Source organism: Streptomyces sp. HB132 (assembly GCF_016909575.1).
Classification (GTDB): Bacteria; Actinomycetota; Actinomycetes; order Streptomycetales; family Streptomycetaceae; genus Streptomyces.
Map to the genome: position 1 here is coordinate 655,851 of NZ_JAFBGA010000001.1, position 26,618 is coordinate 682,468.

Annotated in this window: 23 protein-coding genes and 4 pseudogenes; 15 read left to right on the plus strand and 12 right to left on the minus strand. The window is 70.5% G+C overall.

Annotation, left to right across the window (positions count from 1 at the left end):
• Window positions 1-13 precede the first annotated feature (13 nt).
• Window positions 14-799: a hypothetical protein gene (locus JOC24_RS03230; RefSeq protein WP_205018530.1), complete on the minus strand. Its 786-nt coding sequence runs from the start codon at window positions 797-799 to the stop codon at window positions 14-16.
• A gap of 255 nt (window positions 800-1,054) precedes the next feature.
• Here JOC24_RS03230 and JOC24_RS03235 point away from each other — a divergent pair, with 255 nt between their 5' ends.
• Window positions 1,055-1,804, plus strand: a complete 750-nt coding sequence (locus tag JOC24_RS03235) for an esterase/lipase family protein (RefSeq protein WP_205018531.1) — start codon at window positions 1,055-1,057, stop codon at window positions 1,802-1,804.
• A 73-nt stretch (window positions 1,805-1,877) separates the two neighbouring features.
• Here JOC24_RS03235 and msrA read toward each other — a convergent pair whose 3' ends face one another.
• The 3 genes from msrA to JOC24_RS03250 form a co-directional block, all read right to left on the minus strand.
• The gene (msrA, locus tag JOC24_RS03240; RefSeq protein WP_205018532.1) at window positions 1,878-2,582 is read right to left on the minus strand and encodes a peptide-methionine (S)-S-oxide reductase MsrA; all 705 of its coding nucleotides are present in this window, start codon (window positions 2,580-2,582) and stop codon (window positions 1,878-1,880) included.
• 103 nt (window positions 2,583-2,685) lie between these two features.
• The gene (locus tag JOC24_RS03245; protein WP_205018533.1) at window positions 2,686-2,844 is read right to left on the minus strand and encodes a hypothetical protein; all 159 of its coding nucleotides are present in this window, start codon (window positions 2,842-2,844) and stop codon (window positions 2,686-2,688) included.
• A 42-nt stretch (window positions 2,845-2,886) separates the two neighbouring features.
• Window positions 2,887-3,990: a hypothetical protein gene (locus JOC24_RS03250; protein WP_205018534.1), complete on the minus strand. Its 1,104-nt coding sequence runs from the start codon at window positions 3,988-3,990 to the stop codon at window positions 2,887-2,889.
• A 79-nt stretch (window positions 3,991-4,069) separates the two neighbouring features.
• Here JOC24_RS03250 and JOC24_RS03255 point away from each other — a divergent pair, with 79 nt between their 5' ends.
• The gene (locus JOC24_RS03255; RefSeq protein WP_205018535.1) at window positions 4,070-5,215 is read left to right on the plus strand and encodes a cystathionine gamma-synthase; all 1,146 of its coding nucleotides are present in this window, start codon (window positions 4,070-4,072) and stop codon (window positions 5,213-5,215) included.
• A 51-nt stretch (window positions 5,216-5,266) separates the two neighbouring features.
• Here the strand turns inward: JOC24_RS03255 and JOC24_RS03260 are convergent, their stop codons facing one another.
• Both JOC24_RS03260 and JOC24_RS03265 read right to left on the minus strand, forming a co-directional pair.
• Window positions 5,267-5,458 carry a DUF1059 domain-containing protein gene (locus tag JOC24_RS03260; protein WP_205018536.1) on the minus strand — a complete coding sequence of 64 codons (192 nt, stop codon included), beginning with the start codon at window positions 5,456-5,458 and terminating at the stop codon, window positions 5,267-5,269.
• Between the two features lie 80 nt (window positions 5,459-5,538).
• Window positions 5,539-6,069 (minus strand): MarR family winged helix-turn-helix transcriptional regulator, encoded by a 531-nt coding sequence (locus JOC24_RS03265; protein ID WP_205018537.1) that lies wholly within the window; start codon window positions 6,067-6,069, stop codon window positions 5,539-5,541.
• A gap of 156 nt (window positions 6,070-6,225) precedes the next feature.
• On the opposite strand from JOC24_RS03265, the gene ilvA reads away from it, so the two are divergent.
• The 3 genes from ilvA (at window position 6,226) to JOC24_RS03280 (ending at window position 9,462) form a co-directional block, all read left to right on the plus strand.
• The gene (gene ilvA, locus JOC24_RS03270; protein ID WP_205018538.1) at window positions 6,226-7,455 is read left to right on the plus strand and encodes a threonine ammonia-lyase; all 1,230 of its coding nucleotides are present in this window, start codon (window positions 6,226-6,228) and stop codon (window positions 7,453-7,455) included.
• A gap of 151 nt (window positions 7,456-7,606) precedes the next feature.
• Window positions 7,607-8,611, plus strand: a complete 1,005-nt coding sequence (locus tag JOC24_RS03275) for an ATP-binding cassette domain-containing protein (RefSeq protein ID WP_205018539.1) — start codon at window positions 7,607-7,609, stop codon at window positions 8,609-8,611.
• Window positions 8,608-9,462 (plus strand): ABC transporter permease, encoded by an 855-nt coding sequence (locus JOC24_RS03280; RefSeq protein WP_205018540.1) that lies wholly within the window; start codon window positions 8,608-8,610, stop codon window positions 9,460-9,462. The genes JOC24_RS03275 and JOC24_RS03280 overlap by 4 nt, the downstream gene beginning before the upstream one ends.
• A gap of 81 nt (window positions 9,463-9,543) precedes the next feature.
• Here the strand turns inward: JOC24_RS03280 and greA are convergent, their stop codons facing one another.
• Window positions 9,544-10,041: a transcription elongation factor GreA gene (greA, locus tag JOC24_RS03285; protein WP_205018541.1), complete on the minus strand. Its 498-nt coding sequence runs from the start codon at window positions 10,039-10,041 to the stop codon at window positions 9,544-9,546.
• A gap of 191 nt (window positions 10,042-10,232) precedes the next feature.
• Window positions 10,233-10,637 (minus strand): DUF4307 domain-containing protein, encoded by a 405-nt coding sequence (locus JOC24_RS03290; protein WP_205018542.1) that lies wholly within the window; start codon window positions 10,635-10,637, stop codon window positions 10,233-10,235.
• Between the two features lie 97 nt (window positions 10,638-10,734).
• Here JOC24_RS03290 and mca point away from each other — a divergent pair, with 97 nt between their 5' ends.
• Entirely contained in the window at window positions 10,735-11,616 is an 882-nt protein-coding gene (mca, locus tag JOC24_RS03295; RefSeq protein WP_205018543.1) for a mycothiol conjugate amidase Mca, read from the plus strand.
• Window position 11,617: 1 nt separating this feature from the next.
• Window positions 11,618-11,896, plus strand: a complete 279-nt coding sequence (locus JOC24_RS03300; RefSeq protein ID WP_205018544.1) for a hypothetical protein — start codon at window positions 11,618-11,620, stop codon at window positions 11,894-11,896.
• 81 nt (window positions 11,897-11,977) lie between these two features.
• Here the strand turns inward: JOC24_RS03300 and JOC24_RS03305 are convergent, their stop codons facing one another.
• Together JOC24_RS03305 and JOC24_RS03310 are read right to left on the minus strand one after the other, a co-directional pair.
• The gene (locus JOC24_RS03305) at window positions 11,978-15,199 is read right to left on the minus strand and encodes a tetratricopeptide repeat protein (protein ID WP_205018545.1); all 3,222 of its coding nucleotides are present in this window, start codon (window positions 15,197-15,199) and stop codon (window positions 11,978-11,980) included.
• A gap of 123 nt (window positions 15,200-15,322) precedes the next feature.
• A pseudogene (locus tag JOC24_RS03310) lies at window positions 15,323-15,418 on the minus strand (IS5/IS1182 family transposase); the annotation flags it as partial.
• Between the two features lie 62 nt (window positions 15,419-15,480).
• Between JOC24_RS03310 and JOC24_RS33940 the strand changes: the two are divergent.
• The 3 genes from JOC24_RS33940 (at window position 15,481) to JOC24_RS03325 (ending at window position 19,782) form a co-directional block, all read left to right on the plus strand.
• Window positions 15,481-16,632 (plus strand): helix-turn-helix domain-containing protein, encoded by a 1,152-nt coding sequence (locus JOC24_RS33940; RefSeq protein WP_205018546.1) that lies wholly within the window; start codon window positions 15,481-15,483, stop codon window positions 16,630-16,632.
• Between the two features lie 159 nt (window positions 16,633-16,791).
• Window positions 16,792-18,396, plus strand: coding sequence for a class I adenylate-forming enzyme family protein (locus JOC24_RS03320; RefSeq protein WP_205018547.1), 1,605 nt, complete (start codon window positions 16,792-16,794; stop codon window positions 18,394-18,396).
• A gap of 39 nt (window positions 18,397-18,435) precedes the next feature.
• Window positions 18,436-19,782 (plus strand): MFS transporter, encoded by a 1,347-nt coding sequence (locus tag JOC24_RS03325; protein ID WP_205018548.1) that lies wholly within the window; start codon window positions 18,436-18,438, stop codon window positions 19,780-19,782.
• A 439-nt stretch (window positions 19,783-20,221) separates the two neighbouring features.
• Here the strand turns inward: JOC24_RS03325 and JOC24_RS03330 are convergent.
• Window positions 20,222-20,787: pseudogene (locus tag JOC24_RS03330) on the minus strand (Uma2 family endonuclease).
• Window positions 20,788-20,918: 131 nt separating this feature from the next.
• Here JOC24_RS03330 and JOC24_RS03335 point away from each other — a divergent pair.
• The 4 genes and pseudogenes from JOC24_RS03335 to JOC24_RS03350 form a co-directional block, all read left to right on the plus strand.
• Window positions 20,919-21,077, plus strand: a pseudogene (locus JOC24_RS03335) (DUF255 domain-containing protein); the annotation flags it as partial.
• A gap of 468 nt (window positions 21,078-21,545) precedes the next feature.
• Window positions 21,546-22,832 (plus strand): type IV toxin-antitoxin system AbiEi family antitoxin domain-containing protein, encoded by a 1,287-nt coding sequence (locus JOC24_RS03340; protein ID WP_205018549.1) that lies wholly within the window; start codon window positions 21,546-21,548, stop codon window positions 22,830-22,832.
• 26 nt (window positions 22,833-22,858) lie between these two features.
• On the plus strand, window positions 22,859-23,779 hold the full coding sequence (locus tag JOC24_RS03345) for a nucleotidyl transferase AbiEii/AbiGii toxin family protein (protein WP_239579391.1): 921 nt from the start codon (window positions 22,859-22,861) through the stop codon (window positions 23,777-23,779).
• Between the two features lie 12 nt (window positions 23,780-23,791).
• Window positions 23,792-24,241 carry a DNA glycosylase family protein gene (locus JOC24_RS03350; protein ID WP_205018550.1) on the plus strand — a complete coding sequence of 150 codons (450 nt, stop codon included), beginning with the start codon at window positions 23,792-23,794 and terminating at the stop codon, window positions 24,239-24,241.
• A 132-nt stretch (window positions 24,242-24,373) separates the two neighbouring features.
• On the opposite strand, the pseudogene JOC24_RS33035 reads toward JOC24_RS03350, so the two are convergent.
• Window positions 24,374-24,484: pseudogene (locus JOC24_RS33035) on the minus strand (Uma2 family endonuclease); the annotation flags it as partial.
• Window positions 24,485-24,535: 51 nt separating this feature from the next.
• On the opposite strand from JOC24_RS33035, the gene JOC24_RS03355 reads away from it, so the two are divergent.
• A complete protein-coding gene (locus JOC24_RS03355) occupies window positions 24,536-26,560 on the plus strand; it encodes a thioredoxin domain-containing protein (protein WP_205018551.1) in 2,025 nt (674 codons plus the stop codon).
• Window positions 26,561-26,618 lie beyond the last annotated feature (58 nt).

Below are 26,618 nucleotides of genomic sequence, written 5' to 3' on the forward strand. Positions count from 1 at the left end.
GGCCGGGCGGTCACTACTTCAGCGTGACCGCGTCACCGGTGGAGACGACCTTCATGGTCGTCGTCGTACCGAGGAACGCCCAGCGCCAGCCGCCCGACGCGGACGCCTTCACGGTCGTCCGGAGATGGCCCTTGCTGTCCGTGGTCGCCGTCTTGACCGTGTGGTACGAACCGCCGGGCTTCTTGTACTGCAGCTTCACCACCTGCCCGGTGAACGCGTGGTACTTGAGATCCGTCCAGTTGGCCCGCGACAGCTTGCCGGTGACGGTGAGCGTGCCGCCCTTCTTCACCGGCTCCGGCGCCGCGTCCGTCGTCAGGGTCGCGGCGCGCTTCATCCTGAAGGTGGCGATGCGGTCGGAGATCCAGTAGTCCTTGTCGTTCGCCCGCACCGTGGCGTTGACCTGCCAGGTCCCGGCCACCGCGTTGGCGTCCCAGCCCTTGTTGCCGCTGCCGTACGAGTCGATCCACGACGGGTCGAACTCCATCGTCGCCGTACACACGGACGTGGTCGAGCTGCTCTTCCTGCACGACGTGCCCAGGTACGACACCGGGCCGTGGCCGTTGGTCGCGTTGAAGGCGGACACGTGCGCCACGTCCTTCACCCCCGAGTCGTCCTTGACCGTCATGACGATCGGGAACCGCTTCACGTTCTTGACGCCGACGATCACACTGCCGCCCGCGTTCACGACGGTCTTCACGACCCGGATGTCGCCCCGGCCCTCCGCGTGTGCGGCCGGTGCCACCACCACCGCGGTGCCCACAGCCCCCACCGCCGCGAGTACGGCTATTCCCCTGCGCATGTCCCACCCCTGTTGTCCCTCCGCCCGCAGTCGGGCGGGGGGACAGAGTAGCGACCGGGGGGACTTGCCGCTCCGCCCGTCCCCATGCCGCCCGGACGGCCTGCCGGGTGCGGCCTCAAGGCGTAGCGCCGGGTGCCCGAAGTACTCGGGAGAGTTCGTGAACGCCGGTGAATTCGCCGATGGCGACCGCGTCCCGCACCCCGACGCTTGTCGGGTCAGGCACCGCATCCGCCGCATCCCCGTCAGGAGTGCTCCATGCCTCGTCGTTCACCCCGCCGCCTTCTCGGTGCCCTCGCGGCCGTCGCGGTCGCGTTCTCCCTGTTCTCCCCGGCTTCGACGGCCGGCGCGGCCCCGACCGCGACGACCACCGCCGCACCGGCGTCGCAGTCCGCCGACACGACCGTCCAGCCCCTGTCGACGAGCACGCCGGTCGTCTTCGTCCACGGCTACACCGGCAACGCCTCGAACTGGGTCACCGCCATGAGCGTCTTCCGGCTCAACGGCTGGTCCAGCTCCAAGCTCTTCGCGTACGAGTACAACTCCTACGGCAACAACATCACCAACGCGCAGGGCCTCGCGTCCTTCGTCGACAACGTGAAGTCACGGACCGGCGCGAGCAAGGTCGCGATCGTCAACCACTCGATGGGCGGCCTCGTCAGCCAGTACTACCTGAAGGTGCTGGGCGGGAACACCAGCGTCAGCCACCTCGCCTCGATCGCGGGGGCGAACCACGGGACCACGTTCGCCGGCGCCTGCCTGATCTACACGACCTGCCGGCAGATGTACCCGGGCTCCTCGTTCATCTCGCAGATCACCTCGGGCGACGAGACCCCCGGTGACACGAAGTACGCCACCTGGTACTCGGCGTGCGACGGCGTCATCCTCCCGTACACCAGCACCAGGCTGAGCGGTGCGACGAACAACGACGTGGCCTGCCAGACCCACATCGGATACCTGGCGGACACGATCGTGCTGGGCCGGATCGCGCGCTTCGTCGCCTCCTGAACCGGACGCGCCCCGTCCCCGGCACCGGGGTGCCGGGGACGGGGCGCGTCGTGCGCGCGGACCCGGGGGAGCCTCAGGCCCCCGGCGCCGGCGCGATGCCCGTCGGGCAGGCACGGCCCCAGTTGGTCTCGGAGGGGGATTCCAGGGTGGCCCCCGTGCCGCCGATGCCGCAGTAGCCGTCGGGGTTCTTGTCGAGGTACTGCTGGTGGTACCCCTCGGCGGGCCAGAAGGTGCGGCCCTCGGCGGGGAGGATCTCCGTGGTGATCGTGCCGAGGCCGGCGCCCGTCAGCACCCGCTGGTACGCCTCACGGGAGGCCTCCGCTGCCTCCGCCTGCGCGGGCGAGTGGGTGTGGATCGCCGAGCGGTACTGCGTGCCGACGTCGTTGCCCTGGCGGAAGCCCTGGGTCGGGTTGTGGGACTCCCAGAAGAGCTTCAGGAGCTCCGCGTAGCTCACGACCCGCGGGTCGAAGACGACGCGGACCGCCTCCGTGTGGCCGGTCCGGCCCGAGCAGGTCTCGTCGTACGACGGGTTCTCGGTGTAACCGCCCTGGTAGCCGACCAGGGTCGTCCAGACGCCCTCCGTCTGCCAGAACTTGCGCTCGGCGCCCCAGAAACAGCCCAGCGCGAAGTCGGCGACCTCCAGGCCCTCCGGGTACGGGCCGGTCAGCGGGTTACCGAGGACCGTGTGGTGGGACGGCACCGAGAATTCGGGGGTGGGGCGGCCGCGCAGGGCCTCCTCCGGGGTGGGGAGCTGCGGGGTGCGGTGGGTCAGGAACATGCGTGGGCTCCTCCGGGGTCGGGGTTCGCTCCGTACAACGCCGCGGGGGCGCCGTGGATTCCGTGGTCTCCGGCTGCGGGAGCGCCTGAGCCGCCGGGGCGGCTCAGGCCGCCGGGGCCGGAGGATCGCGGCGCTCGTCGCCCTCACGGTCCCGGCCCGCGGACGACTCGTAGGAGGCCATGTAAGCGGCAGTCTTCCTGCGCGCCCGCAGCCAGAACCAGACCGCGAGGGCTATCAGGATCAGCGGAATCAGTCGTGCCATGGTGTGTGCCGGTCCAATCCGGGAGGGTGCGGGCGTGCCGGGTCAGTGGAGCAGTGTCGCGGGGGTGCCGCCGTTCGACTCGTACCCGGCGACGGCCAGCGCCCGGTACACCGTGTACTCGGCGGCCGGGTCGGGGTTCTGGGTCCAGGGCAGCGCGCCCACGTGCCCGTCGATGTGGACGAGCTGGTGCATCGCCTCGGACCAGCGTTCCATGCGGACGAGGAAGAGGACCAGCAGGTGTCGGACGTGGGCGAGCACGGGGTCGTCCGAGCGGGCCGCGTGCACAGCGAACATCGCACCCTCGACCGCCTTCGTCACGACGACGCCTCGGTAGAAGCCCTGCACCATATTGACCTCGGGCAGGTGCTCGTAGACCGCGAACAGCGGCAGCGCGGCGAGCAGCGAGCCCTGCGGGGCGCGGGCGGCGGCCGTCGTCGCGAAGCGCTCGGCCTCCTCGCGGGAGCCGTGCCACTTCTCGCACCAGAAGTGCAGGGCGGCGATGTGCGCGCCCATGTGTGCCGGGGCGCGGTCGATGATCTTCGCCCAGAGCTGGTCGAACTCCTCGTGGGAGTAACCCAGTCCACGCGCGACGGCCAGCTCCACGATGTACGGGACGGGGTCGCCCGGAGCCAGCAGGGCAGCCTCGCCGCAGACCGTGCGGGCCTCCTCCAGGATGATCCGGAAGTCGTCGGTGCCCACGGTGCCGGTCCGCCACGCCTGCTGCACCAGGAACTCCGCGTGCACCGCCGCCGCACCCGCGTCCTTCGGGGCCTCGGCCCGCCACGTCCTCAGCCACGCCCCACCGGCACCGGGCCGCTGCGCCAGTTCCAGGGAGGCCGCACCGGCGAACGCCTGCACCCGCTGCCAGCGGACCTCACTCTCCTTGGGAGTGCCCGCGAGCAGTTGGGAGGCGGCCTTCCAGCTCTGGGTGCCCTGGACGACGTCGAGGACGTCGAGCAGGTCCTGGTCGGGCCCGGGCATCCGGACGTCCAGCTCCTCCTGGCGCGCGAAACCGTACGTGTCGGGGTCGGCGGCGTCGGGTGAACCGGGCGCGACCTGGCGGATACCGCCACGGCGCCGCGCCATGATCGGCCCCACGACGGCCACGAGCATGCACAGGGCGAGCAGGAACCACAGAATCTCCATGCGGTCCATTGTCCCCGGACGGGCAGTCGGGCGGCGAGTGGCCTCTGACACCCCTCCCGACGAACTACGCTCGGGCCCCATGAGCGACCAGCACAGCTTCGAGACCCTTGCGATCCACGCCGGCAACACGGCGGATCCCCTCACCGGCGCCGTGGTCCCGCCGATCTACCAGGTGTCCACGTACAAGCAGGACGGCGTCGGCGGACTGCGTGGCGGCTACGAGTACAGCCGCAGCGCCAATCCCACCCGCACCGCACTGGAGGAGAACCTGGCGGCACTGGAGGGCGGTCGCCGCGGGCTCGCCTTCGCGTCGGGACTCGCCGCCGAGGACTGCCTCCTGCGCACGCTGCTGACGCCCGGCGACCACGTGGTCATCCCGAACGACGCCTACGGAGGCACGTTCAGGCTGTTCGCGAAGGTCGCCTCGCGCTGGGGCGTGGAGTTCTCGGTCGCCGACACCTCGGACGTGAACGCGGTGCGTGCCGCGCTCACCCCGCGTACGAAGGCGATCTGGGTGGAGACACCCTCGAACCCGCTGCTCGGCATCACCGACATCGCGGCCGTCGCCGGAGTGGCCCGGCAGGCGGGCGCGCGCCTCGTCGTCGACAACACCTTCGCCAGCCCCTACCTCCAGCAGCCGCTCGCGCTCGGCGCGGACGTCGTGGTGCACTCCACCACCAAGTACATGGGCGGGCACTCTGACGTCGTCGGCGGCGCGCTCGTCACCGGCGACCCGGAGCTGGCCGAGGAACTGGCGTACCACCAGAACGCGATGGGCGCGGTGGCCGGGCCCTTCGACGCATGGCTGGTGCTGCGCGGCATCAAGACCCTCGCGGTCCGCATGGACCGCCACGACGAGAACGCCACCAAGGTCGCCGACCTGCTGACCCGGCACCCCAAAGTGACCCAGGTCCTCTACCCGGGGCTGCCGGAGCACCCGGGCCACGAGGTCGCCGCCAAGCAGATGAAGGCGTTCGGCGGGATGGTGTCGTTCCGGGTCACGGGCGGGGAGGAGGCGGCCGTCGAGGTCTGCAACCGCGCGAAGCTCTTCACGCTCGGGGAGTCCCTCGGCGGCGTCGAGTCGCTCCTGGAGCACCCGGGCAGGATGACGCACGCCTCCGCGGCGGGCTCCCCGCTCGAGGTGCCGGCCGACCTGGTCCGGCTGTCCGTGGGCATCGAGAACGCCGACGACCTGCTGGCCGACCTGACGCAGGCCCTCGGCTGACACGCCGCCGCCCGGCGGCCGGATTCCGGCTGCCGGGCGGCGGTACCGCGGTCAGACAGCGACCTTCTCGTCCTCCAGCGAGGCCCGGATCTGCTCACGCATCTCCGGGCTGTCCGTGTGCTCGTGGACCGAGACCGCGTGTTCGGCGGCGGCCCGGACGACTTCGTCCTCCTCACCGGAAATGGTGAGTGAGCAGTTCGAGACGCTCGGATACTTCCGGCAGTCGGCGATCTTCCGTGTCATGACGGCCTCCTCGACTAGCGAGTGCACGCCCTTCCAGGGTAGATCCGAACAGCGGGACGTACAGGCCGGGACGAACCCCGTCAGCTCTCCTGCGTCGGCTGGCCCGTCCACTGCCGGGCCGCCAGTGAGCCGTTGAACCGGGTCAGCAGGGCGCAGAAGGTGTCACGCTCCTCCTCGGTCCACCCGTCGGTCACCCGGTGCATCAGCTCACGGCGCGAGGCGCGGACCTCCTCCAGGCGGGCCTGGCCGCGCGGCGAGAGCTGCAGCACGACGGCGCGCCCGTCCTCCGGGTGCGAGGTGCGCTTGACCAGACCGGTGTCGACGAGCGGCGCGACCTGCCGGGTCACGGTCGACGAGTCGATGCCCATCCCCGCGGCCAGGGCCTTGACGCCCATGGGGCCTTCCACGTCGAGCCGGTTGAGCAGCAGGTAGGCCGCCCGGTCCATCGAGTTGCGGACCTGGCCGACACCACCGAGGCGGGTCTGCTCGGCACGGCGGGCGAAGACGGCCACCTGGTGCTGGAGTGCGTCGAGAAGGTGGTCCGTTCCCGGATGTCCGGGGGCCGCGCCCCCGGAAGGAGACGCAGCAGTCGTCATGTCCTGAGGGGGCATGGCCGGGGGCTCTCTTCGTGCGGTGTCGGATAGTGGGGGACAGAGTACGCGGCCACGGGGCAACGTGTACCAGCGCTGCACAAACCTGTGGACACCACCGCAGGCCACCATGAGATGCGAGGGCCCCGACCGCTTTGAGCTGCAAGACTTGCTGACATGACCTTCCGTACGTCAGGCCCCTTCCCTCCGCTGATCCTCGACGACGTCCGAGGGGCGCAGAAGATGCTGTCCGGGGTGGCCAGAACGACCGGCATGGAGGGCAGCCGCCACCTCAGCTCCCTCGTCGGTGCGCCGGTCCACTTCAAGTGCGAGAACCTGCAGCGCACCGGTTCGTTCAAACTGCGTGGCGCGTACGTACGGATCGCCGGTCTCAGCCCCGTCGAACGGGCGGCCGGGGTGGTGGCCGCGAGTGCCGGAAACCATGCGCAGGGTGTCGCACTCGCGTCTTCGCTGCTCGGCGTACGCTCCACGGTCTTCATGCCCGTCGGCGCACCCCTGCCGAAGGTCGCGGCGACCCGGGAGTACGGGGCTGAGGTCAGGCTGCAGGGACAGGTCGTCGACGAGACGCTCGCCGCCGCCCAGGAGCACGCCGAGGAGACCGGCGCCGTCTTCATCCACCCCTTCGACCACCCGGACATCATCGCGGGGCAGGGCACCGTGGGCCTGGAGATCCTCGAACAGTGCCCCGAGGTCCGCACGATCGTCGTCGGCGTCGGCGGGGGCGGTCTCGCCGCGGGGATCGCGGTCGCGGTGAAGGCGCTCCGGCCCGACGTGCGGATCGTCGGTGTCCAGGCGGCGGGCGCGGCCGCCTACCCGCCCTCGCTGTCCGCCGGGCACCCGGTGGCGCTCGACTCGGTACAGACCATGGCCGACGGGATCAAGGTGGGCCGGCCCGGCGACCTCACCTTCCCGCTGATCCAGGAGCTGGTGGACGAGGTCCGCACGGTCTCCGAGGACGAGCTCTCCAGCGCGCTGCTGCTGTGCCTGGAGCGGGCGAAGATGGTCGTCGAGCCGGCCGGGGCGAGCCCGGTCGCGGCACTCCTGAGCGATCCGGGGGCGTTCCGGGGACCCGTCGTCGCCGTGCTGTCGGGCGGCAACGTGGACCCCCTGCTCATGCAGCGCGTCCTGACGCACGGCATGGTCGCGGCGGGCCGCTACCTGAGTCTGCGGCTGCGGCTCAGCGACCGGCCGGGGGCGCTGGCCGCGATGCTCGCCACCCTGTCCGTCGCCGACGCCAACGTGCTCGACATCAGCCACGTCCGGACCGATCCCCGGCTCGGTCTCACCGAGGCGGAGGTGGAACTCCAGCTCGAGACCAAGGGGCCCGCGCACTGCGAGGAGGTCGCCGCCGCACTGCGCGCGGCGGGCTACCTGGTGCGGGCCTGAGCGCCCGCCCCCTCCCGCGAAAACCCGTTGTGGGTCGCGATGTATCGCGTTACCGTGCATCGCCGAACACTCCTGTGTTCCCGCCCGTGAGGGTCCGGGAACCCTACGATCCGCTCAGGAACGTACGCGAGAGCAACTGGGGGAATCCCGTATGCCAGGCGCCATCTACGCCGAAGGCCTGGTGAAGACCTTCGGCGATGTACGAGCACTGGGCGGCGTCGATCTCGACGTGCCCGAAGGCACCGTCCTCGGCCTGCTGGGGCCCAACGGCGCCGGCAAGACGACTGCCGTCCGTGTGCTGACGACCCTGCTCCGGCCGGACAGCGGCCGGGCCGTCGTCGCGGGCATCGACGTCCTGAAGAATCCCGACGAGGTACGCCGCTCGATCGGCCTCTCCGGCCAGTTCGCGGCCGTCGACGAATACCTCACCGGCCGCGAGAACCTGCAGATGGTCGGGCAGCTCTACCAGATGAGCTCGCGCGACGCGAAGAAGCGGGCCGGGGAGCTCCTGGAGAAGTTCAACCTGGCCGATGCCGCCGACCGCATCGCGAAGACGTACTCCGGGGGCATGCGCCGCCGCCTCGACCTGGCGGCGGCGCTCGTCGTCTCCCCGCCGGTGATGTTCATGGACGAGCCCACCACCGGGCTCGACCCGCGCAACCGGCAGCAGCTGTGGGAGGTCATCGAGGAGCTCGTCGCGGGCGGTACGACACTGCTGCTGACCACGCAGTACCTGGAGGAGGCAGACCACCTCGCCCACGACATCTGCGTCATCGACCACGGCAAGGTCATCGCCCGCGGCACCTCCGACGCGCTCAAGGCCCGCACCGGCGGGGAGCGCGTCGAGGTCGTCGTCCACCAGCCCGACCAGATCGAACCGGCCCGCTCGGTGCTCGCCACGTACGGCAAGGGCGAGATCTCCGTCGCCGAACACACCCGCAAGCTGACCGTCCCCGTCACCGGCGGGGCCAAGCTGCTCGCCGAGGTCATCCGCGACCTCGACACCCGGGGCGTGGAGATCGACGACATCGGCCTGCGCCGCCCCACCCTCGACGACGTCTTCATCTCGCTCACCGGCCACGCCGCCGAACTGGAGAAGAACGGCGGCACCCCATCGACCGAGGCCGCACAGGGCCGGAAGGAGGGCGTGCGGTGAGCGCCGTCACGGACACACCGAAGCCCGTGTCCCTCAGGTCCAGAGGGGCGATCAGCCGGTCGGTGGCCGACTCCCTCGTCGTCGCCCGCCGAAACCTCATCCGTATGAGCAGGATTCCGGAGATGGTCCTGTTCGGGCTCATCCAGCCGGTCATGTTCGTCGTGCTGTTCAGCTACGTCTTCGGCGGGTCACTCGTCGTCGGCGGCTCGACCAGCGCCGCCGGGTACCGCGAGTTCCTGATGGCCGGGATCTTCGCCCAGACCGTCACCTTCGCCACCGCCGGCGCGGGCGCGGGCATCGCGGACGACATGCACAAGGGACTGATCGACCGGTTCCGGTCGCTGCCCATGGCACGTGGTGCGGTGCTCACCGGCCGGACGCTCGCCGACCTCGTCCAGACCACGCTCACCGTCATCGTGCTCACGATCGTCGCCCTGCTCGTCGGCTGGCGCATCCACGAGGGCGTTCCGAAGGCCCTGGCGGCCTTCGTCCTCCTGCTCCTGCTCGGCTACGCCTTCTCCTGGATCGGCGCGCTGATCGGGCTGTCCGTACGCACCCCGGAGGCGGCCACCTCGGGCGGTCTCATCTGGCTGTTCCCCGTCACGTTCATCTCGAACGCCTTCGTGCCCACCGAGAACATGGCGGGCTGGCTCCAGCCGATCGCCGAATGGAACCCGTTCAGCGCGACGGTGCAGGCGTGCCGCGAGCTGTTCGGGAACCCCGGCGTCTCCCCGTCCGACGCGTGGCCCATGCAGCATCCCGTCTGGGCCTCGATCCTCTGGTCGGTGGTGATCATCGCCGTGTTCCGGACGCTGGCCGTCCGCAAGTACCGCCAGGCGGCTGCCGGATAGCCGGCTCCGGCGACCGCGCCCGACGACGCGCAGGAGCCCCGGCCGCCCATGCGGCCGGGGCTCCCCGCGGTCTCCTGGGGGTCAGCCCTGGTAGGGCTTCGCCGAAACGATCTTCACCGTTGCCTTCTTGCCGTTCGGCAGCTCGTACTCCGCGTCCTCGCCCATCCGCTTGCCGTTCACGCCCGTGCCGAGCGGGGACTGGGGGGAGTAGGTCTCGATGTCGGTGCTCGCGTACTCGCGGGAGGCGAGCAGGAAGGTGACCGTGTCGTCCGGGTCGCCGTCGAAGGCGATGGTCACGACCATGCCGGGCTCGACCACGCCGTCGTCGGCCGGGGCCTCGCCGACCTTCGCGTGCTCCAGGAGCTGGGTCAGCTGACGGACCCGGAGCTCCATCTTGCCCTGCTCCTCCTTGGCCGCGTGGTAGCCGCCGTTCTCGCGGAGGTCACCCTCCTCGCGGGCCGCCGCGATCTTGACGGAGATCTCCGTGCGCGCGGGACCAGACAGGTACTCCAGCTCGGCCTTGAGCTGGTTGTACGCCTCCGGCGTGAGCCAGGTGACGTTATCGCTGGTCTGGGTCACAGGGTGCTCCTCGTCGGTGCTGGGAATACAAAGCAACGCCCTACCCCAAGCATGCGCTGCCACGGGTGGGCGAAACCACGAGCCTAACAATTCCGCGCGAAAAGGGGGAGAAGGTAAAACGTCACGGGCGAATCCGCGCAGGTCGGCCCGGGATCGCGGGGGTCAGGGGCGGCGCGCGCCCCTCGGCGCCGTCAGCCGGCGGACGTGCACGCCGTCAGCTCGACGGCGGTCGCCCTGGAGGTGGTGCGCAGGGAGACGATCTCGTCGATCCGCTCGGTGCGCCCGTCGAACCGGAAGTCCGCCCGCCCGACCTCCCCGCCGTCCTCGCTCAGGGCGCGGAGCGTGCAGTGGCCGTCGGCGTCCCGGTCCTTGCGGACCTCGAGGTGGGCCTCCGCGCGGCTGTCCGAGACGATTCGGGACTTGATGAGCTCGCCGCTGACGTCCTGGCCCGCCACGTAGTCGTAACCGAACCAGCCGATCATGGCGAGGAAGGCGACGCCCAGCACCGAGCCGATGATCTTCAGCTTGCGGTCCGCGCGTTGATCCTGCGACCGGCCGTAGCGCCCCTCGGGCAAGGCCTCGCGCACCGCTGCCATGATCGTTCCTCCCGTACCGGGGATCGAGGAATTTTCCACCCCCCGGTTCAGTCACTATAGAAGCCGACCACCACGACCAATCACTGAGGACCGAGTCTTGACCGAGCAGCTGAGACTGATGGCCGTTCACGCCCACCCCGACGACGAGTCGAGCAAGGGCGCGGCCACCATGGCCAAGTACGTGTCCGAGGGGGTGGACGTCCTGGTCGTCACCTGCACAGGGGGTGAGCGGGGCTCCATCCTCAACCCGAAGCTCCAGGGGGACGCGTACATCGAGGCCAACATCCACGAGGTGCGCAAGAAGGAGATGGACGAGGCCCGGGAGATCCTGGGCGTCGAGCAGGCGTGGCTCGGCTTCGTCGACTCGGGTCTGCCCGAGGGCGACCCGCTGCCTCCGCTGCCCGAGGGCTGCTTCGCACTGGAGGACGACGAGACGGCGGCGGGGCGTCTCGTCGCGAAGATCCGCGCGTTCCGGCCGCAGGTGATCACCACCTACGACGAGAACGGCGGCTACCCGCACCCCGACCACATCAAGACCCACACGATCTCGATGATCGCGTTCGACGGCGCCGCGGACACCGAGAGGTTCCCCGAGACGGAGTTCGGCCCGGCCTGGCAGCCGCAGAAGCTCTACTACAACCAGGGCTTCAACAAGCCGCGCACGGTCGCCCTGCACGAGGCCCTCCTCGCCCGCGGACTGGAGTCCCCGTACGGCGACTGGCTGGAGCGCTGGAAGGAGTTCGAGCGCGCCGAACGCACGCTGACCACGCACATCCCGTGCGACGACTTCTTCGAGATCCGCGACAAGGCGCTCATCGCGCACGCGACGCAGATCGATCCGGACGGCGGCTGGTTCCGCGTGCCGATGGACATCCAGCGCGAGGTCTGGCCGACCGAGGAGTACGAGCTGGCCAAGTCGTCGGTCGCCACATCCCTCCCCGAGAGCGACCTCTTCGCGGGCATCCGCGACAATGCCTGATATGTACGCGACCCAGGCACTGACGCAGCTCGTCCCGTTCGCCGCCGATGAGCTCGACAAGAACAAGGTGACTCCCGGCGTCCTCGGCTTCCTCGTCTTCGCGGCGCTGGCCGTGGGGGTGTGGTTCCTGATGAAGTCGATGAACCGCCACATGGGCAGGGTCGACTTCGAGGAGGCCCCGGACCCGGCGGCACAGCCCGCGGGCTCCGGGGGGAAGGCGGAGGCGGCGGTCGCCGGCTCCGGCACGCCGACGAAGACGCCGGCCCCGGACAAGGGCTGACGCGGCGGGGCCGGGCGGCCCGAACGGCCGCCCCGCCCGCCGGCCGCCCCGCCCGCTGCGACGACGCCCTCGGGGCCTCCCTCAGGGCCGTACGCCCACCGGTACCCCCATCACCTCGCGGGCGTGCCGGGACGGCGTCAGACCGAGGCGCCAGGCCTGCCAGCCGTCGTCCAGGTCGACCCCGCGGTTCAGGACCACCCGGAACGCCTCCGCGCAGTCCTCCAGCTTCGCGTCCCGCAGCGGGTGCGCGGCTGCCAGCAGGTCCGCGAGCTCCTGCTGGGCCACCGCCGTCCCCACCTCGCTGCCGCCCGGCGAGGCGTACGGCAGCAGCGTGCACCGCAGGAACGCCGCCCAGTCGCCGCCCCGGACGTCGCCGTACGAGGCGAACAGCGTGATCGCCTCGCCGCAGAGGTCCAGCGCCTGCGCCGCGCGGTTGTTCCCGCCGTCGACCAGCGCCAGCTCCAGGCAGGTCCATGCCTCGCCGTGGGCCACCCCGATCCGCCTGAAGTCGGCGCGGGCGTCCACCAGGAGCTGCCGGGCGAAACCGGAGTTGCGCAGGTTGCCCGTCTGCGCCGCCCGCTGGTCGCGGGTGACGCGCCCCGAGTGGTGCCGGGCGCACGCCAGGCCGTAGACGTCCCGCATCCGGGAGAACATCGTGCGGGCCCGTTCCAGCTCCCGCACCGCCTGGTCGGTGTCGCCGTCCTCCTCCAGCGCCTGCCCCAGGTAGTAGCGCGTCCAGGCCTCGCCCCGGGCGTCCTCGTTGCCCCGGTGCCGGGCGAGGGCCGCGCGCAGCTGCTCCACCGCGGGGGCGGGGTCACCCTCCAGCAGCCGGGCACGGGCCAGCTGGGTCAGGGCCCAGGCCTCCCCGCGCTCGTCGCGGGTGCGGCCGTACAGGTCCAGCGCGGTGGACAGCTCCTCCTCGGCCCGGGCGACCTCGCCCATGCGCAGGCAGACCTGGCCGAGCTGGAAGTGCGACCAGGCCTCGCCGTGCAGCGACTCGCCCTCGCGGTGCAGGGCCAGCGCCGTGTCCAGCAGGGTCAGGGCCTCGGCCAGGTTGGCCCGGTCGCGTTCGACGGCGGCCAGGGCGTGCAGGGACCAGGCACGGTCCTCGGCCTGCTCCGGCGAGGACTGCAGGGCGAGCGCCTCCCGCAGCCGTGCGGACGCCTCCGTCAGATTGCCCTGGTGGTGCAGGGTGATGCCGAGCGAGCAGAGCGCGAGGGCCGCGCCCGCGTCGTTGTTCGCCTCGCGGTAGAGGCCGACGACGGAGGACAGCGTGGTGCGGGCCTTGTCGAGCTCGCCGAGCTGCCGGGCCGCGATGCCCGTACGCCACTGGACCGACCGCTCCAGGAGCCCCTGGTCGACGGCCTGCGTCAGCTCGCTGATCTCACCCAGCCGGTAGAGGTCGCCGCGCAGCAGGCAGTAGTCGCACAGGGCGCCCAGCAGATGGAGCACGGCCCGCTGGTCGACGCCCTCGGTGTGCCGCAGCGCCGAGGTGATGAAGCTCGACTCGTCGTCCAGCCAGCGCAGGGCGGCGTCCAGCGAGCTGAAGCCGTGCGAGCCGAACTGACCCGCGCGGGTGGACATCTTGCCGTCCACCATGCGGATCACGGCGTCGGCGAGCTCCGCGTAGTTCTGGATCAGGCGTTCCTGCGCGGCCGTACGGTCGGCGGCGGGCTCCTCGTCGAGCAGCCGGGCCAGGGCGAAGTCCCGTACGAGGTCGTGCAGCCGGTAGCGCGCGCCCCGCACATGGACCAGGAGCCCGGCCCGGGCCAGGGACTCCAGCAGGCGGCCCGCCTCCTGCTCGTCGGAGGACAGCAGCGACGCCGCCGCCGCGGCACCCAGGCTGGCGCGTCCGGCGAGGGCGAGGCGGCGCAGCAGCCGGCGGGCCGGTTCGGGCTGATCGGTGTAGCGCAGCCACAGGGCCCGCTCGACGGGCCCGACCGGGCCGTACGCCCCGAGGGCCTCGGCGAGCTCGGACCGGGTACGCGCCCCGAGGGCGGAGCCCACGACGCGCAGGGCGAGCGGCAGTCCGCCGCACAGCTCGACGACGGCGTCCGTCGAGGGGTAGTCGTACGGGCCGCCCTCCTCGTCCTGGGCGGACTCGCGCAGCAGTTCCTCGGCGCCCGCCGCGTCCAGGCCGCCCACCGGCAGGTGGTGCACCCGCGCCGGGATGCCGGCGGGCAGTTCGAGGGGCTCGCGGGCGGTGACGAGGACGAGGCTGTCGGAGCGTTCGGGCAGGAGGGTGCGGATCTGGGCGGCGTCGGTGGCGTCGTCCAGGATGATCGTGACGGGCGTACCCGTCAGGTGCTGGTGGTAGAGCTCGCTCAGCCGCCGCACCTGTTGCTCGGCGGAGGACCTCTCCCGGAAGAGCAGCTGTTCGCGCGGAGCCCCCAGGCGGTTCAGCAGGTGCAGCAGGGCGTCCCGCGTCGGCAGGGGCGCCTCGCCTGCCACGTCGCCGCGCAGATCGACCACACACGCCCCGCGGAACTGGTCCTTGAGCGCGTGCGCGGCCCGTACGGCGAGCGCGGTGCGCCCGGAGCCCGGGGTGCCGTGCAGGACGACGACGGTCGGCCTGGTCTCGGTCGCGGCGCGGGCGGCGTGCACCCACCGGGCGATCTGCGCCAGTTCACCGCGGCGACCCGCGAACGGGCCGTCCACAGCGGGCAGATGACCGAAGGACTGTTCGAGGAGTGAGCGGGTGCGCGCGGCCGCGCTGCGGTCACCCCCGCGGAGTTGCGCCACCACGGACGCCCCGGCCTTCTTCTTCGGGGGGCGGGCGGAGGCGGTCAGCATCCGCTGCTGGTCGAGGAACGGGCGGATGCCCCGTGCCTCCAGGGCCGTCAGCCACTCCAGGCGCAGCTGTTCGGGGCCGCCCGGCTGGTTCCGTTCGCCCGCCCTGCGATGCGCCGCCGGCCAGTGCGAGGCGGTGACCCGAGCCATCGTCGCGGTCGTCCCCGCGACGGCGACGACCGCGCCCGCCCCCAGGGCGAGACCGGTCGCGGTGCCCAGCGCCAGATCCGCGCCGAAGGCCGCCGCGGCGGCAACTCCCGTCACCAGCAGTGGTGTTCCCAGTGTCGCTCTGCTGAATCGCGCGGACAGCGGCTGCTGGCCGGCCCCCGCGGCGTCCAGCGCCTGTGTGTAGGCGGCGTACTCGTCGGCCGCGCCCGACGCCATGGTGTCGAGCGAGCCCCGCGCGCGCGCGAGCAGCGCGCCGGAGTCGGTCCGGCCTCCCGTCCGCCGCGCCTCTTCCTCCACGGCACGTACCAACAGCCTTTCGGCTTCCGCCCGATGGCTGTCCCGCATGCGGCCCCCCTAGGTTCCGGCGACTTCGAATCCTCCGGCTGTCACAAGCATCCAGTGTCCTGCGTACGGGCCGTCAGCGCGAGGGAGCGGGGCGGACTCGGCAGAGCGAAGAGCACCTGCCTGCCCGGCCGCCCTCGCGTGCTCCGGCGCGGTCGCGAGGTCCGGTGCCCCGGCCGCCAGGACGGTCGGCCCTTCGTGGAGGGAGCGGCATGTGGTGGAGGGGTGGGATTGGACTTCCTCACAACGTCGATATCCCGGGCTGCCCTGGCTAGTGTGATGTGGTGCCGAGCGACGAAACCCCTGATCTGATCGTCGAGGTCACCGAGCAGCTCGAGGCCGAACACGTCGAGCTCGGCCGGCAGGCCGCCGCCGCGATCTTTTCGACGCTGCCGAGCTACACGGGCGTGGACGAGAAGTCGGTGCACGCCTCGGTCGGGAAGAACACCGCCCGCGCCATCGCCACGCTGGTCTCGCACAGCGCCCCCGAACCGGGAACCGGCGCCGAAGCGGCGATGACGACCAGTGAGCGGCTGCAGCAGGGAGTCCCGATCGAGGACATCATCCGCGGGTACCGGATCTCCCTGCGGGTGATCCACCATCGGTTCATCGAGCTCGCCAGCGCGAAGGCGATGCCGCCGGACCGGATCCTGGAGTACTCGAACCTGCTGTGGGAGGTCGGCGACTGGTTCACCGCCGGCGCCGCCGCCGAATACCGCGACCACGAGGTCCGCTCGGCGGTCCGGGATTCGGTGCGGCAGGTCGAGCTGTTCCGCGAGTTGCTCGCCGGCGGCCTGAACGAGCCGCAGATCCGGGCGGCGGCGGCCTCGCTGGCGCTCGAACCTTCGGCGCGCTACGCCGTGTTCCGGATGCACGGCCACGCGACGGCCGTCGACGCCGTCCGGGCCCGGATGGATGCGCTGACGCCGCGGCCGGAGCTCGTGACCGTGTCCGGGCGCAGTGGCTGGATCGGCCTCACGTCGGCGCCGGACACCCTGGCCGGGCTGCCGCACCTGGTGGCCGTCGGGCCCGCCGTCCCGCTGGATGAGCTGGCGGCGTCGGAGCGGATCGCCACCCGGATCCTCGACCTGGTCGTCGACGAGGCGCCCCGTGCGTACGCGCTGGAGGACGTGACCTGGCGGCTGGCCACGGTGGGCGAGCCGGCGGTCACGGCCCTTCTGGGTTCCCGGTACGTCGCGCCGGCGAGGGAACTGGGCGAGTTCGGTGAGCTGCTGCTCTCCACCGTCCGCGCTTTCCTCGCGGCTGATCTCAACATCATGCGGGCGTCCGGGGCACTGGCGGTGCACCCCAACACCACGCGCTACCGGCTGGCGCGCTACGAGGAGCTCGTCGGCGTGCGGCTCACCGCCACGAACACGATCATCGAGCTCGCCTGGGTCCTGGATCCCCTGGTGAGCGGGGAGGGCACCGGCTGATCCCGTTGGAGAATTCTCCAACGAGCTGGACGCGAGGTTAGCTGTCGGTCCGTAGGAATCACGACGTGGTGACTGCCACGCTACGGGGCATTCGCGTGACCGGTGACACATCTGGAGGTCCGGTCCTACGCTGCCCACGACGCGCGCTGGAGATCTCCCGTGACAGACAACACCGACGTCGCCCAGGACATCGACCTGGGGGAGGGCCGCACATTCGCCGGCATCTGGTGCGACCGGGTGGAGGCCACCCCGGGCGCCACTTTCCTGGTCTTCCGGGACGACACGGGCAACGTCCGCTCCTGGACCTACGGGCAGTTCGACGCCACGGTCGGGCACACGATGCAGGTCATGCTCGCCCGCGGCGTCACACCGGGCTCATCGGTCCACCTCGTGCTGGGCAGCAGCCCGGCCTTCCTGGCCTTCTGGCTGGCCTGCGCCCGGCTGGGCGCCTGGATGGTACCGGTCGACCCGGCTTCCAGCGAGCGTGACCTGCACCGGCAACTCGAGCGGGCCGGTCCACGCCTCGGGGTGTGCGCGAAGGCGCGGCGAGAGCCCTACGCCGCGGCAGCCGAGAGGGCCGGGCTCGACCAGGTGCTCGAACTCGACGAGACCGCGGTGGACGTCGACCTGCTCGCCGCGGAAGCCGCCGCTCTGCCGGCGCTCCCGCTGCCGGAACGCCCGAGGCCGGAGGACCGGATCGCGGCGATGTTCACCTCCGGCACCACGTCCCAGCCCAAGGGCGTCGTGCTCACCCAGGCCAACTACGCGACGCTGGCCCGGGTCATGTCGGCAGTGGCGAACCTGGAGGCACGGCACCGCTGGTTGGTGACGTTGCCGCTCTTCCACGCCAACGCCCAGTACTACTGCTTCACCCCGGCGATCGCCGTCGGTGCGAGCGTCGCCCTGACCGCGTCCTTCAGCGCCAGTGGATGGGTGAACAGCGCCCACGAGCTGCGGGCCACCCATGCCAGTCTCTTCGCCGCGCCGATCCGGATGATCCTCGCCCGCACCCCCGAGGACGCTCCCCGACTCGCGCTCGAGCACGTGTGGTTCGCGCAGAGCCTGGGGCAGGAACACCACCGCAGGTTCGCCGAGATCACCGGCGTCACGCCACGTCAGCTGTACGGCATGACGGAGACGGTCGCCATCGTGACCGCAGACGTCTCCGAGCCGCCGGCGCACGATGTCATCGGCCGGCCGGTACTCGACCGACGCGTACGGTTGGTCGACCTGGGCACCGGGGGCGAGACGGAGACCGGAAAGCCCGGCGTGATCCAGGTCGCCGGCCGCCGCGGCATCGACCTGTTCCGCGAGTACCTCGACGCCCCGGAGACCACCGGACGCTCTTTCAGCGGACCGATCGACGCCGACAGCACGGTCTGGTTCACCACCGGCGATCTCGCTACTCGCGACGAGACCGGCACGCTCCGCTTCGTCGGTCGCGCCGACGACGTGATCAAGGTGTCGGGCGAAAACGTCAGCCTCACCGAGGTCGAGGCCGTCCTCGCCCAGGCACCAGGCGTGCTCGAAGCCGCCGTCGTGGCGAAGCCGGACCCGGTCCGCGACGTCGTCCCCATCGCCTACCTGGTGCCGCGGGACGCGGCCGAGCCGCCGAGCACGGACGACCTGCGTGCCTGGGCCGAGCGCGAGCTCGCACCCGCGGCGCGGCCGCGGGAGTGGCACCTGATCGACGAACTCCCACGCACCAGCGTCGGCAAGGTGCGGCGCTTCGCCGTCACCGACCAGCCCACGTCCCAGCACTGAAGCCCACCGGCCCCCACCGTCCAGCCAGCGAGGACCACCATGCCCGACACCCACATCACCGTCGACCCGCGTCGGCGCCGCCGGGCCTTCCTCGGGGCCGTCACCGGCCACCTCATCGAGTGGTACGACTACGGCGTCTACGGCTTCGTCGCCCTCTACATCGGACAACTGTTCTTCCCGGCCGACAACGACACGAGCCAGCTGATGAGCAGCTTCGCCGTCTTCGCGCTGAGCTTCTTCATCCGGCCACTCGGTGGGCTCTTCTTCGGCCCGATGGCTGATCGCATAGGCCGCAAACAGACACTCCTCGTAGTCATGCTGCTGATGTTCACCTCGACGTTCGCCATCGGCCTGCTGCCGACGCACGCGGCGATCGGCATCGCCGCACCGTTGCTGCTGGTGCTCACCCGGTGCCTGCAGGGCTTCTCCGCCGGCGGTGAGATCGGTACGACCACCGCGTTCATCGCCGAGTACGCGGGCCCGGGACGTCGCGGCTACTCGACAAGCTGGCTGATGGTCACCGCCGTGCTCGGTCTGCTCCTCGGCGGCGTCGTGGCCAACGGCCTGATCGTGCTGCTGGGAGACGAGGCGATGCTGGCGTGGGGCTGGCGCGTCCCGTTCCTGGTCGCCGGGCCGCTCGGTCTGATCGCGCTCTACATCCGCCTGAAGCTCGAGGACAGCCCCGAGTTCCAGGCTCTGGCCGAGCGCGGCGAGAAGTCCGAGGCACCGATACGGGAGGCCTGGGCATGGAAGCGGGCGATCGCGTTGATCTTCTGCGTGATCACCCTGCACGCCTCGATCTTCTACCTGGTCGTCACCTACGCCTCCACCTACATGTCGACCGAGCTGGGCTTCAGCAGCAACGCCAAGTTCCTGTTGGCCATGATCGCCATGGCCGTGACCGCCGCGGTGATGCCGTTCGGCGGCATGTTCACCGACCGGTTCGGTCGGAAGTACTTCCTGCTCGTGGTCGGCCTGGCCGCCACCGGCGCGGTGATCTGGCTGTTCGAGTCCGCGCCGGGCGCGACCCCGGCGAGCTTCGCCGCACCGTTGCTGGCGGTCTCGGTCTGCCTGGGGCTGTACGCCTCCTCGACGTACGGCACCATGTGCGACCTGTTCCCGACCCGGGTGCGATCGACCGGCATCTCGCTGGCCTACAACGTTCCGGTGGCCCTGTTCGGAGGCAGTGCGCCGCTGATCTCGGCCTGGCTCATCGGGCGGACCGGGGACATCGCGTCACCGTGGTACTTCTACGTCGCCACCTGTGTCCTCTCACTGGTCGCGCTGGTCGTGCTCAAGCAGTCCGACTTCGACCGGGCGAATCAGCACAGCGTGACTCCGCCGTCGCCCTCCAGGACGGATCCGGTCGGGGAGGTGACGGCGTGACCCGCGGCCACTCCACCCCCGATGTCGTCATCGCCGGGTGGGGCCATACCCGTTCGGTAAGCACGAGGGCACGCTCGAGAGCGGCCTGATCATGCCGAGCGGCGACGTGCCGGTGAATGTCCCGGGCGGGCTGAAGATCAAGGGGCGCCCAGTCGGTGCGACCGGCGGACATGCCCCCCGGGGATCGCAGCCGGGTCGGGGTGTTCAGCGCGTTCGCCGTCGCAACGGCTGCCGACACGGACGCCGGAGCCGCAGAAACGCCGCCTTCGTACGGACCTCGCCGACCAGTGCCGCCGGACCGGCCCTGGCGCGAAGGTGGAAAGCGGAGGGCCTGCACCCGCACCGTGCTCGGCGGCTGCCCTCCGCGCAAGGGAACCGGCCGCGTGCGGGACCGGCCTGTGCCGGGTGCCGGTCGGACGGCCCCGGGGGAGGCAGGTCCTCAGAGGACTCCCAGGTCGACGTTGACGGAGAAGGGCGCGGCAGCCTTGATCACCCCGGTGAACACCTCGCCGTCCCTGTAGGTCCGGGTGGCGGGGTCGAGGACGTACGTGTAGACGATCGGTACACCGGTGGCGGCTTGTTCGATACGCCAGTAGAAGGGGATACCCGCCTTGGCGTACTGGTCCACCTTCACAATGCGGTCAGTGGTCTCCGAGCCCGGTGACACGACCTCGGCGACCAGGATCAGGTGTCCGGGGCGGGTGGGCGTGAGATCGATGGTGTCGGCGCGGTAGACGACCACATCGGGGCACCGGCTGGTGAGGGGAACATCCTGCAGGCGGACGTCGAAGTCCTGTCGGCGTTCCAGTCCGCGCCAGCGGCGGTGTCCGGGGCGTTGGCCAGGATGCGGGCCAGCCGGTTGTGCCGCTTGGAGGCGCTCGGGCTCACGGCCACCATTCCGTCCACGATCTCGATGCCGGCGCACTGCTCCTCGGACCAGGAGTCGTACTGCTCCGCGCTGATCTGCGTGTGCATCCACGCGGGCGCCACCATCTCGGCGGTCATGGTGTACCTCCTTCGAGGGGCCCCGACAGTTCAAGCGCTGCTCGGCTCAGCGTACCGGCGGGCGCCTCCCCGTGTCAGGAGCAGTTCCTGTCGAGGCGACCGGCCGCCCCGAGCCGGCCCGGCTGTGCCGTATGCCTAACCGACTGGCCAACGAGACGTCCCCCTACCGCCTCCAGCACGCCGACAACCCCGTCGACTGGTGGCCGTGGTCGCCCGAGGCGTTCGAGGAGGCCCGCCGGCGCGGGGCCCCGGTGCTGCTCAGCGTCGGCTACGCCAGCTGCCACTGGTGCCAGTGCCCTCATTGAACCCATAAGAGCTGACCAGCTGTGACGGCATAGGGCCCCATTAGATTGACGCCTGGACGCAAGAACAGCATGCTGCCTCGCCTGTCTGGTCCATGGAGAAGTGGGGCGCCATCGTGGCGATCTTGGAGCCGGACGACCCTTCTTGAGTAGTTTGACAGCCGTCGGTGCGGCCCAGGAGGGAAGGCTGGAGCGGTTCGGGCTCTGACAGACCGTCCTGTGAGCGCTTCGCCCGCTACCAGGCGGTGGACGCGTGGATGGATGACGACCCGGACACGGTGTGGGACGAGTTCCTGGACCTGATCGGATCGGGCTATCGGTCCGATCGAGCAGAACCGGTCCCGTAGTAACTTTTGCAGAGTTAGTTACGTTTGGATGAGCTAATCTCGCAGAGTTAGTTACATCTAGGCGTAACTAACTCTGCGAGATTTTAGAACCATGTGTAACTATGGTTGCATGGACCGTGGAGAGCAGCTTAGGCGTATCGCGGAGCACGCCGCTGACCAATGGGGCCTTGTAACTGCTGCCCAAGCGAAGCGGGTCGGTCTGAGCGCCGTGCAGATCCTGCGCCTGGCCGAGGCAGGGCTGATCGAGAACGTCGGCAGAGGCGTCTACCTCCTTCAAGCGGCAGGCTTCCCCCTGCACCTGGAGATCAAGGTTGCTTGGCTGCGCCTGCAACCCGCGGCCTTTGCCTCGGAGCGCCCGCTGGGGGGCAGGGACTCCGGTGTCGTTTCCCACGCCTCCGCATGCCAGCTCCACGGTCTGGGGGACATCCCCGCTCCGAGTGCCGAGATCAGCGTGCCCCGACGACGCACGACCACCGAGCCATTCGTCCACCTGCGCACTGTGCAACTAGAACGGGACGACATCACCCTCGTCCAAGGGTTGCCGGTGACTACAGCTCGCCGCACCATTCTCGACCTGCTCCGCACCAAAGCCGACGGCGGCCACCTCGGCGGAGTAATCGCCGACGCGGAACGTCTCGACCTCATCGAGATCCAGGACCTCCAGGAAGCCGCCCAGCCATTTGCCCGCAACTATGGTCTTCCCGCCCAGGCCGCAGGGCAGGACCTCATCGAGCACCTGGTTGATCAAGCCAGCAGGCACCTGAGATCCCAGGAAGTCGCCAGAGCTGGCAGAGAAGGCTTCGCCACCGCCCTCGAACTCATGACTCGAGACGACTACGAACCTAGTCCTGACCTCCGGCAGTCAATCCAGGCCTTGCAGCGGATGAATGAGCAGATGGCGTTGCCGAGCAGTGCTCTGCAGGAGACTGTGCGGCGGCTTGGTGAGCAGCTTGCGGCGACGAACGCTCCTCTACAGGAAGCCATGCGGCGGATGCACGAGCAGGCGGTGCTGCCGAACAGCGCTGTGCGGCAGCTTGGTGAGCAGCTTGCGGCGACGAACGCTCCTCTACAGGAAGCCATGCGGCGGATGAACGAGCAGATGGCGTTGCCGAACAGTGCTCTGCAAGAGACTGTGCGGCGGATTGGTGAGCTTGCGGCGAGGAACGCCCCTCTCCAGGAGGTGCGGCGCTTGCGCCAGCAGACCGCGAATCCCCGAGCTCTCGAATCAGGAAGCCGCGCCGCAACTGCCCGAAGCCGTCCCGCGGTCGAACAACAAGACTCATCAAGCGGCCGGGCGGCTCACGAGACATCTGCCGACCAATCAGCCCAGATCCATGGCGCGGACGATGTTCGGAAAGACACGGGCCGCAAACCGGACCCCGGGTACGATCACTGATCCAACTGACTTCCGGGGATGCCCACTTGGAGAAGACCTATGCCACACCTGGAGCCTTTCGATCGGCTCTGGGCCAGGCGGCGCGCAAAATGTCCCGTGAGACCGGCATGAGCGTCAACGACCTCATGAAGATCTTCTACTTCAACCGGCTAGCTGCCCGTGTGTTCACTAGGGACCCAAGCGGCTGGCTCATCAAAGGCGGGCAAGCCCTTCTCGTCCGCTACCGAGGCGCCGCCCGCCTCAGCCAGGACATCGACCTTCAGAGCACCAACCTAGACCTCACGTCTGATGATGTCCGGCAACTGGTCATCGACGCGGCCACTTTAGACCTCGGCGACTTTCTTCGTTACGCGCCCACCAAGTACACCGATGCCGCAGAGGACGGTCGTGGCGGATCCCAGTACTTCAAGGTGTACCTCGGGTCCGCCGAGGTGATGACTGTCAAGGTCGACCTCGTCGTCGGTCGCCCGCTCACCGGAGCGGTCGAAGTGCGCACGCTTAGGTCTGCCGTCGACCTCGAATGGCCCGTGGATTGGCCCGAGGTTCGCCTGTACCCGGTTGTTGACCACGTCGCCGACAAGATCTGCGCCATGTACGAACGACATGGCGCAAGCGGGCAGCACGGATCCAATCGTTACCGCGACCTCGCGGACCTTCTCCTCATCGGCCAACAGGAGACCGTCCCCAGCCAAGCTGCTCTCCGAGCTCTGCGGCGCGAGGCTGACAGACGCCGCGGCTGCGGCACGCATCTGCCCCTCCCCGACGCCTTCCAGGTACCCGGAACCGACTGGCACGAGGGCTACCCCAAACAGGCCAAATTGGTTCTTGGGCTGAACGGCTGCGCGACCCTTTCCGAGGCAGCTGCTCTTGCTGCCGCCTTCGTCGATCCCCTGCTGAGCGGCGCCGCCAGCGGCAGCTGGAGCCCGAGTGCCACTGCCTGGCTCTAGATCTTGGGTGGGATGCGGATCCCGCCGTCGGCGGCCACCTGGCGGATGGTGTCGAACTGGGAATGGCACCGGACCGGAGTCGACCGGTCCCGAGCAGCCACGATCCAGCGCGTCTGCTCCTACGCACCGTGCCTCGAAGCAGCCGCGTCCATAGGGCTGGCGGGGGCGTTGGTCCGGCTCCACCTCATCCCGGGCATCGGTCCCTGGACCGCGGCCGAGATACTGCGACGCGCCCTCGGTGCCCCCGACGCGCTCACCTTGGGGGATCTCCACCTGCCCGTGCAGATCGGCTACGCCCTCACCGGTGCCCGGGGCGGCACCGACGAACAGATGCTGGAACGGACCACCTCCGCTCGCGCGGAGAGCACCTTCCTGACCTGCAGTGTCAGAGGGGCTTTGTATTCTCTTTGCCAGCGGTCGCGCTTGGCCGTGGGTGGGTGGTATGCGTGGCATGCGCTGTAGGCGGCGTCATCGTTCAAAAGACAGGAGTGGCTGGTCAGCTTGTCCTTGCAGAGCAAGTTGAGCGCTCGTTCTGCGTGATTGAGGCCAGCGCCGGGATCGTTTCGGTGCTGACCGTGGTCGACTCTTGACTCCTCAGAGGGTCCTGAGGCCGGCCGTGACGGAGGATGGGGCGGTGGCTTTCACGGTGCCGGTGAAGATCTCGCCGTCCCGGTAGGATCTGTTGGCTGAGCCGAGGACGTAGGCCCGGCTGTGCCGTGGGCCGGTCCCCTCGTCGTCGTGAGCGAGGATGGCCGCATGCCTAACCGACTGGCCAACGAGACGTCCCCCTACCTCCTCCAGCACGCCGACAACCCCGTCGACTGGTGGCCGTGGTCGCCCGAGGCGTTCGAGGAGGCCCGCCGGCGCGGGGTCCCGGTGCTGCTCAGCGTCGGCTACGCCAGCTGCCACTGGTGCCACGTGATGGCCCACGAGTCCTTCGAGGACGCGTCCGTCGCCGACTACCTCAACGCGCACTTCGTGCCCGTGAAGGTCGACCGCGAGGAGCGGCCCGACGTCGACGCCGTGTACATGGAGGCCGTGCAGGCCGCCACCGGGCAGGGCGGCTGGCCGATGACCGTCTTCCTGACCGCCGACGCCGAGCCCTTCTACTTCGGTACGTACTTCCCGCCCGAGGCCCGGCACGGCATGCCCTCCTTCCACCAGGTGCTGGAAGGGGTCGTGGCCGCCTGGACCGACCGGCGCGAGGAGGTCGCGGAGGTCGCCGGGCGTATCGTCCGCGACCTCGCGGGCCGTTCCCTGACCGCCGGCGAGGGGGGCCTGCCGGGCGAACCCGAGCTGGCGCAGGCCCTGCTGAGGCTCACCCGCGACTACGACGAGAAGCACGGCGGCTTCGGCGGCGCCCCCAAGTTCCCGCCGTCCATGGTCATCGAGTTCCTGCTGCGCCATCACGCGCGCACGGGCGCCGAGGGTGCCCTGCAGATGGCCGCCGACAGCTGCGCTGCCATGGCGCACGGTGGGATCTACGATCAGCTCGGCGGCGGCTTCGCCCGCTACGCGGTGGACCGGGAGTGGGTCGTCCCGCACTTCGAGAAGATGCTCTACGACAACGCGCTGCTGTGCCGCGTCTACGCCCATCTGTGGCGGGCCACCGGCTCCGACCTGGCCCGCCGGGTCGCCCTGGAGACCGCCGACTTCATGGTGCGCGAGCTGCGTACGGCCGAGGGCGGGTTCGCCTCCGCGCTGGACGCCGACAGCGAGGACGCACAGGGCCGCCACGTCGAGGGCGCGTACTACGTCTGGACCCCCGCTCAGCTGCGCGAGGTGCTGGGCGAGGAGGACGCCGCCTTCGCCGCCCAGTACTTCGGGGTGACCGAGGAGGGCACCTTCGAGGAGGGCTCCTCCGTCCTGCGGCTCGCGCGGGCCGGGGACGCGGACGCCGACGACGCGCGGGTCGCCGGTGTACGGGCCCGGCTGCTCGCGGCGCGGGAACTGCGGGCGCGCCCCGAGCGCGACGACAAGATCGTCGCGGCCTGGAACGGGCTGGCGATCGCCGCGCTCGCCGAGACCGGTGCGTACTTCGGCCGGCCGGACCTGGTCGAGCGGGCCACCGAGGCCGCCGACCTGCTGGTGCGGGTGCACATGGGCGACGTCGCCCGGCTCTGCCGCACGTCGAAGGACGGGCGCGCCGGGGACAACTCCGGCGTCCTGGAGGACTACGGCGACGTGGCCGAGGGGTTCCTCGCGCTCGCGTCCGTCACCGGCGAGGGGGCCTGGCTGGAATTCGCGGGCTTCCTGCTCGACATCGTGCTGGAGCGGTTCACCGGCGAGAACGGGCAGATGTTCGATACCGCGGACGACGCGGAGCAGCTGATCAGGCGCCCCCAGGACCCCACCGACAGCGCCACCCCGGCCGGCTGGACCGCCGCCGCCGGTGCGCTGCTCTCCTATGCGGCGCACACCGGCTCCGAGGCGCACCGCACGGCGGCCGAGGGCGCCCTCGGGATCGTCGGGGCGCTCGGCCCGAAGGCACCCCGGTTCATCGGGTGGGGGCTGGCCGTCGCGGAAGCGCTGCTGGACGGCCCGCGGGAGGTGGCGGTGGCCGGTCCGGTCGCCGGGGAACTGCACCGGACCGCGCTGCTGGGACGGGCGCCGGGTGCGGTCGTCGCGGCGGGCGGGGGGCCGGACGCGGGCACCGAGTTCCCGCTGCTGGTGGACCGGCCGTCGGTGGGCGGCGAGCCGACCGCGTACGTGTGCCGGCACTTCGTGTGCGACGCGCCGACGACGGACGCGGGGGAGTTGGCGGAGAAGCTGGGCGGCTGACGCGCACACGGCGAAGGCCCGGCCGCCGCGGCCGGGCCTTCGCCGTACGGGAGGCGGG